12 protein-coding genes and 2 pseudogenes are annotated in these 13129 nt (G+C 70.2%); 6 read left to right on the top strand and 8 right to left on the bottom strand.

The features are described from left to right. The first annotated feature begins 377 nt into the window (after positions 1 to 377). Positions 378 to 1997 (top strand): DUF6351 family protein, encoded by a 1620-nt coding sequence (locus AB0K37_RS00070; RefSeq protein ID WP_363972309.1) that lies wholly within the window; start codon positions 378 to 380, stop codon positions 1995 to 1997. 96 nt (positions 1998 to 2093) lie between these two features. After that, positions 2094 to 2669, top strand: a complete 576-nt coding sequence (locus AB0K37_RS00065; RefSeq protein WP_363972306.1) for a hypothetical protein — start codon at positions 2094 to 2096, stop codon at positions 2667 to 2669. A gap of 175 nt (positions 2670 to 2844) precedes the next feature. On the opposite strand, the gene AB0K37_RS00060 is transcribed toward AB0K37_RS00065, so the two are convergent. The 4 genes and pseudogenes from AB0K37_RS00060 to AB0K37_RS00045 form a co-directional block, all read right to left on the bottom strand. After that, positions 2845 to 3072: a helix-turn-helix transcriptional regulator gene (locus AB0K37_RS00060; RefSeq protein ID WP_363972645.1), complete on the bottom strand. Its 228-nt coding sequence runs from the start codon at positions 3070 to 3072 to the stop codon at positions 2845 to 2847. Between the two features lie 2116 nt (positions 3073 to 5188). Beyond that, positions 5189 to 5617 (bottom strand): annotated as a pseudogene (locus AB0K37_RS00055) (ATP-binding protein); the annotation flags it as partial. Positions 5618 to 5668: 51 nt separating this feature from the next. Then, positions 5669 to 6292 carry a TetR/AcrR family transcriptional regulator gene (locus AB0K37_RS00050; RefSeq protein WP_363972303.1) on the bottom strand — a complete coding sequence of 208 codons (624 nt, stop codon included), beginning with the start codon at positions 6290 to 6292 and terminating at the stop codon, positions 5669 to 5671. 63 nt (positions 6293 to 6355) lie between these two features. After that, positions 6356 to 7297 carry an SDR family NAD(P)-dependent oxidoreductase gene (locus AB0K37_RS00045; protein WP_363972300.1) on the bottom strand — a complete coding sequence of 314 codons (942 nt, stop codon included), beginning with the start codon at positions 7295 to 7297 and terminating at the stop codon, positions 6356 to 6358. A gap of 201 nt (positions 7298 to 7498) precedes the next feature. Between AB0K37_RS00045 and AB0K37_RS00040 the strand changes: the two genes are divergently transcribed. After that, on the top strand, positions 7499 to 8044 hold the full coding sequence (locus AB0K37_RS00040; RefSeq protein ID WP_363972297.1) for a TetR family transcriptional regulator: 546 nt from the start codon (positions 7499 to 7501) through the stop codon (positions 8042 to 8044). Between the two features lie 192 nt (positions 8045 to 8236). On the opposite strand, the gene AB0K37_RS00035 is transcribed toward AB0K37_RS00040, so the two are convergent. Next, complete coding sequence (locus AB0K37_RS00035; RefSeq protein WP_363972294.1) at positions 8237 to 8710, bottom strand: MarR family transcriptional regulator; 474 nt, start codon at positions 8708 to 8710, stop codon at positions 8237 to 8239. 90 nt (positions 8711 to 8800) lie between these two features. Between AB0K37_RS00035 and AB0K37_RS00030 the strand changes: the two genes are divergently transcribed. Beyond that, complete coding sequence (locus AB0K37_RS00030; RefSeq protein WP_363972291.1) at positions 8801 to 9748, top strand: zinc-binding dehydrogenase; 948 nt, start codon at positions 8801 to 8803, stop codon at positions 9746 to 9748. A gap of 680 nt (positions 9749 to 10428) precedes the next feature. On the opposite strand, the gene AB0K37_RS00025 is transcribed toward AB0K37_RS00030, so the two are convergent. Then, a complete protein-coding gene (locus AB0K37_RS00025; protein WP_363972288.1) occupies positions 10429 to 10674 on the bottom strand; it encodes an SAM-dependent methyltransferase in 246 nt (81 codons plus the stop codon). On the opposite strand from AB0K37_RS00025, the pseudogene AB0K37_RS00020 reads away from it, so the two are divergent. After that, positions 10659 to 11141 (top strand): annotated as a pseudogene (locus AB0K37_RS00020) (Wadjet anti-phage system protein JetD domain-containing protein); the annotation flags it as partial. The gene AB0K37_RS00025 and the pseudogene AB0K37_RS00020 overlap by 16 nt on opposite strands. Continuing rightward, positions 11138 to 12211, top strand: coding sequence for an anthranilate phosphoribosyltransferase (gene trpD, locus AB0K37_RS00015; RefSeq protein ID WP_363972285.1), 1074 nt, complete (start codon positions 11138 to 11140; stop codon positions 12209 to 12211). The pseudogene AB0K37_RS00020 and the gene trpD, both read left to right, overlap by 4 nt. 52 nt (positions 12212 to 12263) lie before the next feature. Here trpD and AB0K37_RS00010 read toward each other — a convergent pair whose 3' ends face one another. After that, positions 12264 to 12575 carry a histidine kinase dimerization/phospho-acceptor domain-containing protein gene (locus AB0K37_RS00010; RefSeq protein WP_363972282.1) on the bottom strand — a complete coding sequence of 104 codons (312 nt, stop codon included), beginning with the start codon at positions 12573 to 12575 and terminating at the stop codon, positions 12264 to 12266. A gap of 40 nt (positions 12576 to 12615) precedes the next feature. Further along, positions 12616 to 13129: TetR-like C-terminal domain-containing protein (locus AB0K37_RS00005; protein ID WP_363972279.1), on the bottom strand; the 514-nt coding region annotated here is incomplete at its 5' end.

Genomic DNA, 13129 nt, shown 5'->3' with positions numbered 1-13129 from the left:
ATCCGTCACTTGACGGTCGGTCGCCACCGGGCCGCGGAGCAGGCGTCCGCGCACCATGCTCCTCGTCACTGCTCCACTGGAGCTGATCATCGGCGCGTCATCGCAGGTAGACGGCCCTGTCCGAGCTGGGGTATTGGTCCGGACGGCCTTAAGCCATTCGACTCACCGGCCTCCGCCGGACAGGTGGACAGCTCGGCTCGCACCAGGGCGGACCTGCACCATACGGCGTGGATCCGCACTCACCCGGCGTCCCGAATCTGGGCCGATTCGCTGGCCCTCACCGTCAGTTGACCGATGTGCCGGCCACCGTTCACCGACGAAATTGGGACGCACCCCGATGGTTTCGATCTGGAACCACTTCAGTGAAAGGGAAGTCCATGAAACGGCTTCTGATCACCCTCGCGGCAGGCGTGCCGCTGGTGGCGGCGTCGCTCCCGGCCGGTGCGTCGGCGAGCACCGGGAGCATCGCCGCCGCGTCCGGCTGCTCGTCCATCTCCGTGCGGCCTCCGGCGGGCACGGCGGTGGAGTCCGTGACGGCGGTGGGGCAGGCGGCGGGCACCGCGCACGTCCCCGCAGTGCCCCCGCTGCCCGCGGTCGACGTCCCCGGCGTCCCGGCCTACTGCGATGTGACGGTGACGCTCACCCACCCGGGGGCAGGCGACCACGCCAAGGTGAAGGTCTGGCTGCCCCAGACGGGGTGGAACGGTCGTTTCCAGGCGCTGGGCGGCAGCGCCTACGCCGCCGGTGACTACGGGGCGGGGCTGGCCGACGCGGTCAAGAGCGGCTACGCCGCCGCGACCACCGACGCGGGCGTCGGCGCCTACATCGACACCGGATGGGCGCTGACGGACACGGGGACGGTCAACACGGCGCTGCTGGAGAACTTCGCCGACCGGTCCCAGCACGAGATGGCGGTCGTCGGCAAGCAGGTCGTCGACGAGGTCTACGGCAAGCCCGCCTCCTACTCGTACTGGAACGGCTGCTCGACCGGCGGCCGCCAGGGCTACATGGAGGCCCAGCGTCACCCCGATGACTTCGACGGAATCCTCGCCGGCGCTCCGGCCGTCAACTGGGACGAGTTCGAGGTCGCGACCCTCTGGCCGCAGGTGGTGATGAACGAGGAGCACACCTTCCCGTCCCAGTGCGAGTTCAACGCCTTCAACAAGGCCGCCGTCCAGGCCTGCGACGGCCTCGACGGCGCCACCGACGGCCTGATCGGCGACCCGGCCAAATGCGACTATGATCCGCGCCGGCTCATCGGGACGACGGTCGAATGCGACGGCGAGCGGGTGACCATCACCGCGGCCGACGCGGCCGTCGTGCGCAAGATCTGGGACGGTCCGCGGACCTCGTCGGGCGAGAGGCTGTGGTACGGCGTCCCGGTCGGAGCGGGCTTCGACCTGGCCGGCACCGAGGCGAAACCGGACGGCACCCGCCGGGGCGTGCCGTTCATCGTCCCGGCGCTCTGGGTCTCGACGTTCCTGAAGCGGCAGCCCGCCTTCGACGTCTCCACGATCACCTACGCACAGTTCACCCGCGTGTTCAGGCAGTCCCAGGTCGAGTACGACCGGATCATCGGCACCGACGATCCCGATCTGTCGGCGTTCCGCAAGTCCGGCGGCAAGCTGCTCTCCTGGCATGGCCAGGCCGACCAGCTGATTCCCACCCAGGGCACGGTCGACTACCGCGAGCGGGTGGAGCGGGACATGGGCGGCGCGCACAGGGTCGACGGCTTCTACCGGCTGTTCCTGGCGCCGGGCGTCGCGCACTGCGCCGGCGACACGAGCACCGGGCCCAAGCCCACCGACCCGCTGGGCGCCCTGACGGCCTGGGTCGAACAGGGCAATGCTCCGCGGACGCTGAGCGCCTCCATCAAGGACTCCGCCGGCCAGACGGTCACCCGCGATCTGTGCCTCTACCCGGCCGTCTCCCGGTACATCGGCCACGGCGACAAGCGCGCCGCCGGCAGCTACCGATGCGTGGCGCCCCGGAACTGACACAGACGAAGCCGGGCCAGGAGCCTCGGCCCATTCATGTCACCGTTCACTCATCCTGCAAGGAGTCTCATGAATTCCGACAGCACGACTTCCCGGGTGCCGGCGCCAGCGGGTGCCGAGCGTTCTTCCCTGCTGAAGCTGTACCTGGGGCGTGGAGTCCTGGCCGTGGCGTGGGCCTTGGCGTTCGCCTCGGCCCACGACTCGCACGGCTCCCTCGGCGCCCTGGCGATCACCCTGCTCGTGGCCTATCCGCTGATCGACGCGGTCTCCTCGCTGATCGACCTCCGTCTCCTCGCGGACGGCTCGGAGCGGCGGGTGACGCTGCTCAACGGAGTGCTCAGCGCCCTCGCCGCCGTTGGCGTCGGCCTGGCGGGCGCCGGCGGGGCGGCGGCGGTGCTCCATGTGTTCGGCGCCTGGACCGTCGTCTCCGGTGCGGCCCAGGTGCTGATCGGTCTGCGGCGGCGCGGACCCGAGCTGGGCAAGCAGTGGCCGGTGCTGATCGCGGGCGGCCTGTCGTTTCTGGTGGGGATCTTCTACAACATCCAGGCCGCCGGTGACGCCCCGTCGCTCGACGTGCTGTCCGTCTACGCCACCGGCGGCGGCGTGTTCTTCATCGTCCAGGCCGCCCTGCTGGGCTGGCGCGCCCGCCACATGCGACCGCAGGTCGTCTGATCGAACGCCACGGGCAGCATCCCCGCTGCCCGTGGCGTTTCCGGCCGGCCGAGCCTTGGGCGGCCAGGACCTGCAGTCATTCGACTGTCCCGTCCCGGCGCCCCTGGTGAGGCTTGGGGCCGGGCCGCTTCTCCTTCTCCCGTCTCTCCGGGCGCTACGCGTTCGTCCGTACTGGTCATCGGCCACTCGGTGGGCGGGCTGGACCATGCGTCCCTGCCGGGCCATCGGGGACCCTGTCCAGCGCGTCGCGCAAGGCGGCACGGGCCGTGATGCCCAGCTTCGGGAAGACGCGGTAGAGGTGGGAACTGATGGTTCGTGGAGACAGGTGCATCCGTTCTCCGATCTCCTTGTTGGTCAGTCCTGTGGCGGCGAGCTCGGCGATCCGGCGTTCCTGCCAGGTCAACGGGGTCAGATACGAGAGCGGCGCGCCGGCGGTCCCCCGAAGCCTGGAGCTCCGCCCGGGCGCGTCCGGCCCACCCTGGGGCGCCGAGCCGCTCGAACCCCTCGGTGGCGCGGACGAGGACGGGCCGCGCCGCCTTAGGCCCCCGGGCGTGCCTCAGCCGGACGCCGCGGGCGAGACGGACGCGCGCGAGTTCGAACGGGAAACGCGCTGCGTCCGGATGCGCCTCGGTCTGCTCGTACATCCGCTCCGCCTCGTTCTCGTCGGCGGCCGTCATCGCCAGCGCGCCGTACGTGATCACGGCGAGCCGGGGAGAGACGCCGGGCAGGCCCGCGTCCAGTGCCGCGACGGCGTGCCGGCGGGCCTGTTCAAGGCGCCCGGTGTGCACCGCCGCTTCCACCAGGTCGAGCAGGGTCCGCGACGCCTGGTGGGCACTGTCCGCGAACTCTCCCGGCGAGGTGATGCCGATCGCGTACAGGTAGGCGGCTTCGTAGTCCCCTTCGCTCAGGGCCGCCGCCGTGCCGATGGCGTCCGCGATCTGGGTCAGGAATCCGACACCGCGCGGGCGGGCCCAAGCGTCGACGACGGCTTGCAGTTCACGTGCGCGTTCCGTCTCGCCGCGCATGGCGGCGAGGAGGCCGAGGTAAGCGCGGCCGTGGTAGGCGAACAGCGTGTATCCGTGGGACGTCGTCAGTTCAAGCGCGCGCCGTCCCGTCTTCTCGGCGTCGTCCCATTCGCCGGTCGCCATCTGGTCGAGCATGATGAGGTGGAGCATGGTCATGGCGTTCGCCACGGCGCCGGTCTCCACCTCGCGGTCGACCGCGCGGCGTAGGTACGGGCGGAACCGGCTCAGCGTGTCGACGTGGTAGGCGGCGACGGCCAGGCGCGAAAGGTCCCACGGCTCCAGGTCCGACGGGTCGGTGAACACGCGCTCGACGCGCTCGCGCACCCCCGCGCCGTGACGGACGACGTCGCTCCACGCGTCACGGTAGATCGCCGACCTCGGCTCAATCCGGTCCTGCAGTGAGTCCATGAGCTCTCTGGTGCGCGTCCATGCGGCGCTGTCGCTCGCGTACTGGCTGATGGCGAGGAGAGTGTTGACGAGACGGGCGAGCATTTCGGGAGGTTCTTCCGCTCCGTCCTCCCGCAGCTTCTCGATCACTGCCGCGACCCGGCGGTGCGAGGACCGCACGTCGCCGTCCTCATAAAGAGCCATGTAGGCCGCGGTGAGGGCCGAGGAGGGCGATTCGCTCCCGTCCGCCGACGGGTATGCGTGAACAAGCTTCCGGGTATTGTCCAAGAGGGCGGCGTGCCCTGCGATGAAAGCCGCGTCACCGAGCCGTCGGGAGCGGTCCACGGAATTCTCGCTCAGCTCCGCCGCCCGGGTCAGCCAGGCCACGGCCGCCACCGCGTGCCCGCGCCGCGTCGCCGAATCCGCCGCGGTCTCCAGCGCGGCGGCCACCCCCTCATCGGGATCGACCACCGACGCCGCCAGGTGGTGGGCGCGCCGCTCAACGTCGCCGCTGTGCACCCGCGCGAGTTCGGCGTGCGCCGCGCGGCGCTGGTTCGGGGTCGCCAGCTGGACGACGGTCGAACGGATCAGCGGGTGCCGGAAGACCAGATCGCCGCTGAGCGGGTCGGCAAGCAGCAGGCCAGACGCCACCGCCTCGTCGGCATAGCGCATCCGGTAGTGCGTGCCGGCCTCGTGATGGCCTGCCCGGCCCGTTCCAACGCCGTCCAAGGCGCCCCGCAGCAGTTCCTCCCGCGCGGAAGGACCGAGACGCTCGATCCGGGTGCCGTAGACATGCTGGAGGCGGCGCGACAGCGGGACGCCACCGAGTTCGGCGAGTTCATCCACGGCGCGCCGGGTGCGGCCGTCGGCCAGGTAGGCAGGCAGTTCCAGGAGGGCCAGCGGGTTGCCTTCGGCGTGGTCCAGGACGATTTGCCGGGTCCGCGGGTCGAGGCCCGGGTGGCGCAGGTCCAGCAGTCGCCGGGCGGCCTCGTCCCGTAGGACCGTCACCGTGAGCTCGGGGAGTGCCGCCGTGTCGAACGGTGAGGACGTGTCGGACCGTACGGCGACCAGCATCTTGACCGAGCCGCCGGCGAGCCTGCGCCCCACGAATCCGCACACGTCCGCGCTGTGCGCGTCCAGCCACTGACCGTCGTCGAGCAAGAGGAGCAAGGGCCTCTTCGACGCGGCGACCGACAGCAGGTCGAGGACGGCGATGCCGAGGGACATGACCGACGGCGCCTTCCCCTCGCCTCGGCCGAAGACGACGTCGAAGACGGCGCGGTACGCATCGTCCAGCCCGGACAGGTGGGGGAGAAGGGGGTACAGCAGCTGGTGAAGACCGGCGAAGGGCAGTTCCGACTCCGCCTCGACCCCCGCGGCCCGGACGACCTCGTAACGTTCCAGCACCGACTGGGCCACATGGTCGAGCAGGGCGCTCTTGCCGACCCCGGTCTCGCCCCTGAGGACGAGCGCCTGGCCGCCGGCCGCCGCCGCGAAGGCCGACAGCCGCTCCTGCTCGCCCTCCCGGCCGATCATCGTCGAGACGAGCGCTTCCACGGCTCCCCACTTCCTCTCATCGTCGGCCGGTCAGGACTCGGCGGGTCGCCGGTAGGCGCCGTACCACCAGATCCGTGCGAGCTCGCGGGCGAAAACGGCGTCACCGCTGCCGTCGTCGACCGAGATGTGGTGCGCGATCGCCTGGTTGCCTCCCCAGACGATGATCCGGCTCGCGGCGACGGCGTCCAGGTCCGCCGCCGTCGAACCCGCGGCCTGTTCGGACAGCAGGGTCGCTACCACCGCCTCGTCGAAGCCCTCAAGGTCGGCGGTGTAGAAATCGCCGACGGCGGGATCGTAGGACGCCGCCTCCCGGACCGCGGTGAGCACTCCCTGGTGGGCCCGGTGGATGGCGATCACCTCGCCGAAGAACCGGGCGAACCGGTCGGCGCCCTCCTCCCCGGCCGGGTCCCACTGCCGGGCCAGCGCCAGCAGTGACTCCCGCAGGTCGTCGGCGAGCCGTATCAGGATGTCCGACTTGCTGCGGAAGTGCGCGTAGAACGTAGCCCTGGAGACCTCCGCCTCCTCGATGATGCGCTGGATGCTCAGCTCGGAGAAGGACTCGCCGGCATCGAGCAGCCGCACCAGGGTGGACAGCAGATGTGCCCGGGTCGCGGCCGAACGCGCGGCATGGTGGTCGGCCTGGGGTCGGGTCACGGGCCTCATCGGACACCTTCCGTTGGTCGTGGGGCGGCGGCTCGGCCGGCCGCTTTCGGCAGATCAGGGTCGGCGCACCACGGGGAGAGCGAGGTCCCACAGGCGGTCGGCTGCGTCGGGGTCGACCGACCATTCGGCGACCCCGGCCATCACGTCGGGGCCTCCGTCGACGACCGGAGCCTCCTGATTGTCCTCGAAGTAGCGTCCGGTGACTCCGTCGATGAGGGGTGACGCGGCCAGCAGCACCGTGGTGGCGGCGCCCTGAGCCGGGGTCTTGTAGTGGTCGGGCGTGAGCAGGTTGCCGTCCTCGTCCATGGCGCCGAGGGCCTGCATGGTCGCCGTGTCGAGGTGGCGTGTCAGGTTGGTGTGGACCCACCCAGGCGTGCAGGCGTTGGCGGTGATGCCATGTTCGGCCCACCGGCGGCTGATCCCCACGGCGAGAAGCATGTCGGCCGTCTTCGACTGCGCGTAGGCGACGAACGGGTCGTAGGGGCGCCACTCGAACTGGGGGTCCTCGAAGTCGAAGCCCGCCCTCAGCTGGGCGCCGGAGCTGAGCACGACCATGCGCGGGCCCTCGGCCTTGCCGAGCGCGTCGCGCAGGCCGACGGCCAGGGCGAAATGGCCGAGGTAGTTGGTGGCGAGCTGCATCTCCCAGCCCTCCGCCGTGACCTGCCGGGCCGGGAGCATCATGACGCCGGCGTTGGCGACGAGGCTGTCGAGCGGCCCGCTCCAGGCGTCGCAGAAGGCCCGCACGGAAGCGAGGTCGGCGAGGTCGAGCGCGACGGCCCGCGTTCCTGGAAGCTCTCGGATCAGCGCCCCCGCGGCGGCGGGATCGCGGGTGGCGACGGTCACCTCGGCTCCCGCGCCGGCGAGCGCGCGCACCGTCTCGACGCCGAGACCGGAGGCCCCTCCGGTGACGATCATCCGGCGTCCGCTCAGATCGACGCCGTCGAGTACCTCCGCGGCGGTGGCGCGCATGCCGAACGGAGTGGTGGTCGGTGTCATACCTGGTCCTGCTTTCAGGAGCGAGTGCTCGCGCCATGACCATACAGCGTGTTCAGACACGCAGTCTATGTGTTCACCGGCACTGGCATCGGAGTCGATAGAGGCCGCTAACTGTCTCATTGCTGTCGCACTTAAATATACATAGGCCATCATGGTGCGTCTATTGGAGCACTACATGCCACGATGCGGTACGTTAAGCGCATGAGAGCAGATGCGGCGCGCAACCTGGAGATCGTCCTGCGCACGGGGGCTCGCCTGCTCGCGGACGATCCCTCGGCGAGCATCGCCGCCATCGCCGCCGCGGCGGGCGTGGACCGGCGCACCGTCTACCGGCGTTTCGCCTCCCGCGAGGAACTCCTGGTCGGCGTCTACCAGGCCCGGTACGACGCGGTCGAAGAGGCCATCAAGGCCGCCCGGCTGCGCGAGGCTCCTGTCGCGGTCGCGCTGCACCGGTACGTCGAGGGGATCGTCGCGGTCAACCGCACATGGCCGGTGGAGACGAACCGCATGCTCAACGAGACGACGATCCAGGAACGCCGTCGGCTCCTGATCGACGAGGTGGACGCCTTCATCCGTCGTGCCACCGACGAGGGCCTGCTGCGATCCGACGTGCCGCCCGGCTGGGTAGCCTCGCTCCTGCCTCCGCTGATGCTGCACGCCGCGGAGGAACTCCACGAGCTGAGTGCCGCTCAGGCCGCCGACGTGGTGGTGGACACGCTGCTGCAGGGCGTCGGGGCCCCAAGATGACCGGTGAGACCCACCGGACCACCTCCGAGATCTTCTTCGAACCCAGCCCCGGCGGCCTGATCGACAAGGGTGCCAAAGGCAAGCGGGCAAGCTCTGGAGGTCTGCCAGCAAGCGCTGAACCTGCTGAGACGTCGTCTCATTTGGTGAGGTGGTGGTCGCAGATGAGGACGGCGGCGATCCAGGTGTCAATGCTCATCTGAGCGACGGAGCGGACTTGGATCCGGGTTGCGGTGTCTGCTGGATGAGGATCGTTGTGGCGCGTTCGAGAAGTTCGATCAGTGAGTCGCGCTCGGTAGGGGTGAAGGCGTCGGCGAGGGCTCGTTCGAGCACGATGACTTCTTGGTAGGCGCCGTCCAGGAGGCGCCGGCCTTGGTCGGTCAGCGAGGCGATGAGGACCTTGGCATGATCAGGTGAGGGCTTGCGGGCGATGAGGGCCTTGTTCTGCAGTCCGGTCAGGACTGGTGCCATGGTCTGCTGGGTGACGCCGCAGGAGCGGGCCAGCTGGGCGCCGGACATGCCGCCCTCACGGGACAGCGTCAGCAGTACTGAGTACTGGGTCATGGTGAGCCCGTAGCCGCGCAGAACCGCCTCATGATGGGCCATCAGGGCCTGCTCGGTGCGTCGGATCCGAGTGCACAGGTATTCCTCGGCCGGGATCTCCGTCATCGCTTTAACAGCCTCCTGGCTTGACTCAGGCACCTGATACTCATACGGTCTGGTTATCAGGATACTGATTCAACCCAGGGAGCAGAAACTATGAAGGCCGTTGTCCTCGACACCGACGACCAGTTCACCCTCACCGACATCGACGAGCCTGTACCAGCCGCCGGGCAGGTCGCGATCGCCGTCGAGTACGCCGGGATCCAGTACGGCGACGTGCTCGTCCGCAGCGGCCACTTCCCAGTGCCGCGCCCCTTCGTGCCCGGGTTCGAGGCGGCCGGTCGCATCATCGCGGTCGGCGAGGGCGTCGACGCCGCCCGCATCGGCCAGCATGTCACCGCCCTGACCAGTGCCGGAGCTTACGCACAGGTCGCGGTGGCGCCCGCCGCGCTCACCTTCGACACCACCGGCGTGGACGCGCGGACGGCCGCCGGGTTCGGCTGGGTCACCCCGACCGCCTATGACCTGATCAACACCCTCACCCGGATGCGTCCCGGCGAGAGCGTGCTGATCCACGCGGCGGCAGGCGGCGTCGGCACGCTCGCCGCCCAGTTCGCCAAGGCCGCCGGCGCCGCCCGCATCGTCGGCGTGGTCGGCGGCGCCGCCCAGGCCGACTACGCCACCCGGTTCGGCTACGACCTGCTGGTGCTACGCGAGGAATTCCCCGACGCCCTGGCCGCCGAGCAGTTCGACGTGATCCTGGACCCCATCGGCGGCCCGACCCGCCTGGCCAGCCTGGAGCGGCTCGCACCACACGGCCGCCTGGCGATCTACGGCAACATCGCCACCTTCGACCCCGTCGAGATCAACGCCAACGACCTGCTCATGAACGGCAAGTCGGCCCTGACCTACAACAGCAACCTGCTCAGCCAGACCCACCCGGAGCGTCTGGCCGACAGCGCCAGCATGGCACTGCGGCTCCTGGCCGACCGAAAGGTCCAGGTGGACGTAACCGCCGTGTACGAGATGGCCGACCTCGACACCGCCATCCAGCGTCTGGCCGACGGCGGCACGAACGGCAAGAGCGTCCTCCGTATCGCCTGACTCGCTGGCTGCCAAGCCCCCGCCTCCCGCCCGTCGGAGGGCACGAACTCGCCTTACATGCCTGAAAGACACTCAGGCCTCTGACCAGTGGCCCACTTCCGCGTCGGCCAGCGCGTCATTCGCGCTCGGCCGACCGCCTCATCTTCGTAGAGTTCATCGCGCAGAGCGCTCCGGCTGCCGATGGGCCAGCGCAGCACCTGGCCGAGGGCCCAGCCTGCGGGTGATTCGGTAGGCGAGGGTCGATTTCCCGATGCCCGGCTCTCCGGTGAACAGAAGAGGCTGCGGGCTGAAGGAACCGAGGCTGCGGCCGAGATCGCGCTCGTCGCTGGGCCGGGGGGCCGAGCGGCGAGCCGCCCCGCTGGGAGGAGCCCTCCGGTGCCGCGATAGGTCCACCGCGGCCGCGGGGCATCCGATCCGCGGTGGGGCGTCATTCTGCCCGCGCTTGTGTCGGTCACCTGGCGGTCGCCCCAGTCCTGTCACGATCCACCACGTGGAAGGCGACTGCCGCCTCTCCTGCCCTTCGAACGGCGGCGGGGCCAGCCTGTCCAAGGCATCACGTCCACTGGTCGACATCTGAGTCGATCAAGTTCAGCGGCAACACGAACTCCAGCACAGGGGAGTCGCGAGTTCGTGACCCCACCCGGGCCCGGCATCGAAGGTGCCCTGTTCGAGGCCCACGGCTACGACCGGACCTTCCGCTCCCAGCTGCCGGGAGGCTCAGGGCTTTCTGGCGACGCCGCCGTAGGCCTCGACGGTGTCGGGGGGATGGGGGAGGGGTCGGGTCGCCAGTGCGGTAGGGGCACGACTCCGGGGTCGATGAGGTCGAGGCCAGTGAAGAAGCCGCGGATCTGGTCGGGGCTATGGAGCTGGTAGGGCGCGGCGCCGGTGGCGTCGTAGCTTCGGGGAGGGGTTCGGCGCCGCGGCACTCGCCCGCATCCCCTGGATCGCTGCAGCGCCGCACCTGATCTACTGGGGCGACATGGACGCCTACGGGTTCGAAATCGTGGACAACTTCCGACGCGAAGGCCTCCCGGTCCGCACCATCCTCATGGACGAAACCGCCTACCAGCAGTACAAGAAGTACGGCTCATCCACCGACGCGCACGGTAGACCCCTCAAACACGCCCCCCGCAAACCCCTGCAACATCTCACAGCCTCCGAAAGAACCCTGTACGAACGCCTGACCGACCCCGACTGGACGGGGTTCCTGCGCATCGAGCAGGAGCGGATCCCGCTGCAGATCGCCGCCGAAGCCGTCGGTCGAGCAACCGCACAGGCAAACATCGGACGCCGGGCGGCCGTGACTGGGCCAGCGAGCACCGGATCACACGCGGTCAGCCGCACGTCCCAGCCCGCTGACGCCGGGCCGACAAACCAGGGGAGACTTGGATGAGCGCACCCACCTGGCCTGCGCTGCTGAACCGGCTTGTGGCGGGGGAGAACCTGACGGCCGCCGACACCGCGTGGGCGATGCACCAGGTCATGGACGACGATGTCGAGCCCGCCGTTCTCGCTGGGTTCCTGGTGGCGCTGCGCGTCAAGGGCGAGACCGCGCAAGAGATGACCGGCCTGATCGAAGCCGTCTTGTCCGCCGCGGCCCCGCTGCCGATCAACGGCGACGCCGTCGACGTGGTCGGCACCGGCGGCGACGGGGCCCACACCGTCAACATCTCCACCATGGCCGCGGTCGTGGTGGCCGCTGCTGGAATCCCGGTCGTCAAGCACGGAGGCCGATCGAGCTCATCGGCCTGCGGCTCGGCGGACGTGCTGGAAGCGCTCGGCGTCTCTCTCGCGCTGTCACCTGCGGCGGCGGCGCGCTGCCTGGCCGAGGCCGGGATCTGCTACCTGTTCGCACCCAATGTCCACGCCGGGCTGCGGCACGCCAGTCCCGTCCGCCGCGCCCTGGGCGTCCCCACCGCGATCAACTACATCGCGCCGCTGGTCAACCCGGCCCGGCCCCGGGCCGCCTGCGTCGGATGCTCCAATGCCGATGTCGCGCCCGTGCTCGCCCAGGTGCTCGCCGACCGCGGCTGCTCGGCGCTGGTGGTGCGCGGCCACGACGGTCTCGACGAGATCTCCACCGCCGCACCGACCCACGTGTGGGTCGTGACCGGCAACACCGTCACACCCACCACCATCGACGCGGCCGAATTCGGCCTTCCCCGGTCCGCTCCGGGGGACCTGCGAGGCGGTGACGCCCCCCACAACGCCGCCGTCGCACGCCGGATCATCGAAGGCGACACTGGTCCGGTCAGGGATGCCGTACTGATCAACGCGGCCGCCGCGATCGCCGCCTACCGCGGGCTGGACGGCGATGTGCGCGCCCGCATGACCGCCGGCCTTAGCGAGGCGGCAGCGGCCATCGACTCCGGCGCCGCCAAGAAGACGCTGGACCGGTGGGCTCAGGCCGCCGCCCAGCAGAACGGCTTCCCATCTCAGTCCGTTGACCGGGCCCTCCCCTGACCGACCCGCCATGCCGGTGTCGGCGGCGGTAGCACTCGCCCGCCGCCAGAGCCTAAGGGTGCTCCGAAGCGTCCTTTTGGAGCGACCAGAGCAGGGCGATGACCGTGTTCTCCAAGCGCTCGACGCTCTGCAACGCTTCCTTCAACGCCGCGAAGGGGTCGGCGACATCCCTGTTGGTCAGGGCTTCTTCCAACTCCAGTCGCAGCGCGGCAAGCGGTGTGCGCATCTCGTGCGAGGCCTGGACGGCGAATCGGCGCTGCCTCTCCGCCGGTGCCTCGCCGTTGAACCAGGCGAGCCGGTCGGCGTCGAAGCTCCTGCGTGCCTCGGTCGGCCCGGCCGAGATGAACTCGATGTCCTGGCGCATGTGCGGGTCCTTTCGCTGTGCGGCGGTTGTACGCCGCGGCCTATGGAGGGCCGGGGGAGTCACCCGGGGTGAAGACGCCGCTGAGGGCGGCGGCGTACGCGGCCGCGGCGGCGCTCTCCGCGACCTCGTCGTCCACCGGCCCGCGGGCGACGAGCAGCCGGTAATAGATGGGGGCGCCGACGGCGCTGGTGATGGCGATGCCGTCGGTTCCCGGGGGCAGTTCGCCGCGTCCCACGGCCCGTTCGACGATCCGGGAGGCCAGGCGGTTGCGTTCGGCGATCACCGTCGCCCAGGCGGTGGACGCTTCGGGGGACCGGACGGCGGCGGCCACGACGCCCTCGACGAGCGCCCGGGTCCTGGGCTGCCGGTAGAGGGCGGCGATCTCCAGGGCGAGCGCCCGGAGGTCGTCCTTCAGCGAGCCGGTGTCGGGTATCGGGATCTCGGTCTTGCCCATTTCGTCCAGCAGGTCGACGACGAGTCCCTCGACCGTCCGCCATCGCCGGTACAGGGTGGCCAGGTGCACGCCCGAACGCTCGGCCACCTTCTCCAGGGTG

The organism is Actinomadura sp. NPDC049753, assembly GCF_040674655.1.
In the GTDB taxonomy this organism is placed as follows: Bacteria; Actinomycetota; Actinomycetes; order Streptosporangiales; family Streptosporangiaceae; genus Spirillospora; species Spirillospora verrucosospora.
Note: the sequence above shows the minus strand (reverse complement) of the source record. Positions and strands in the feature narration are given on the sequence as shown.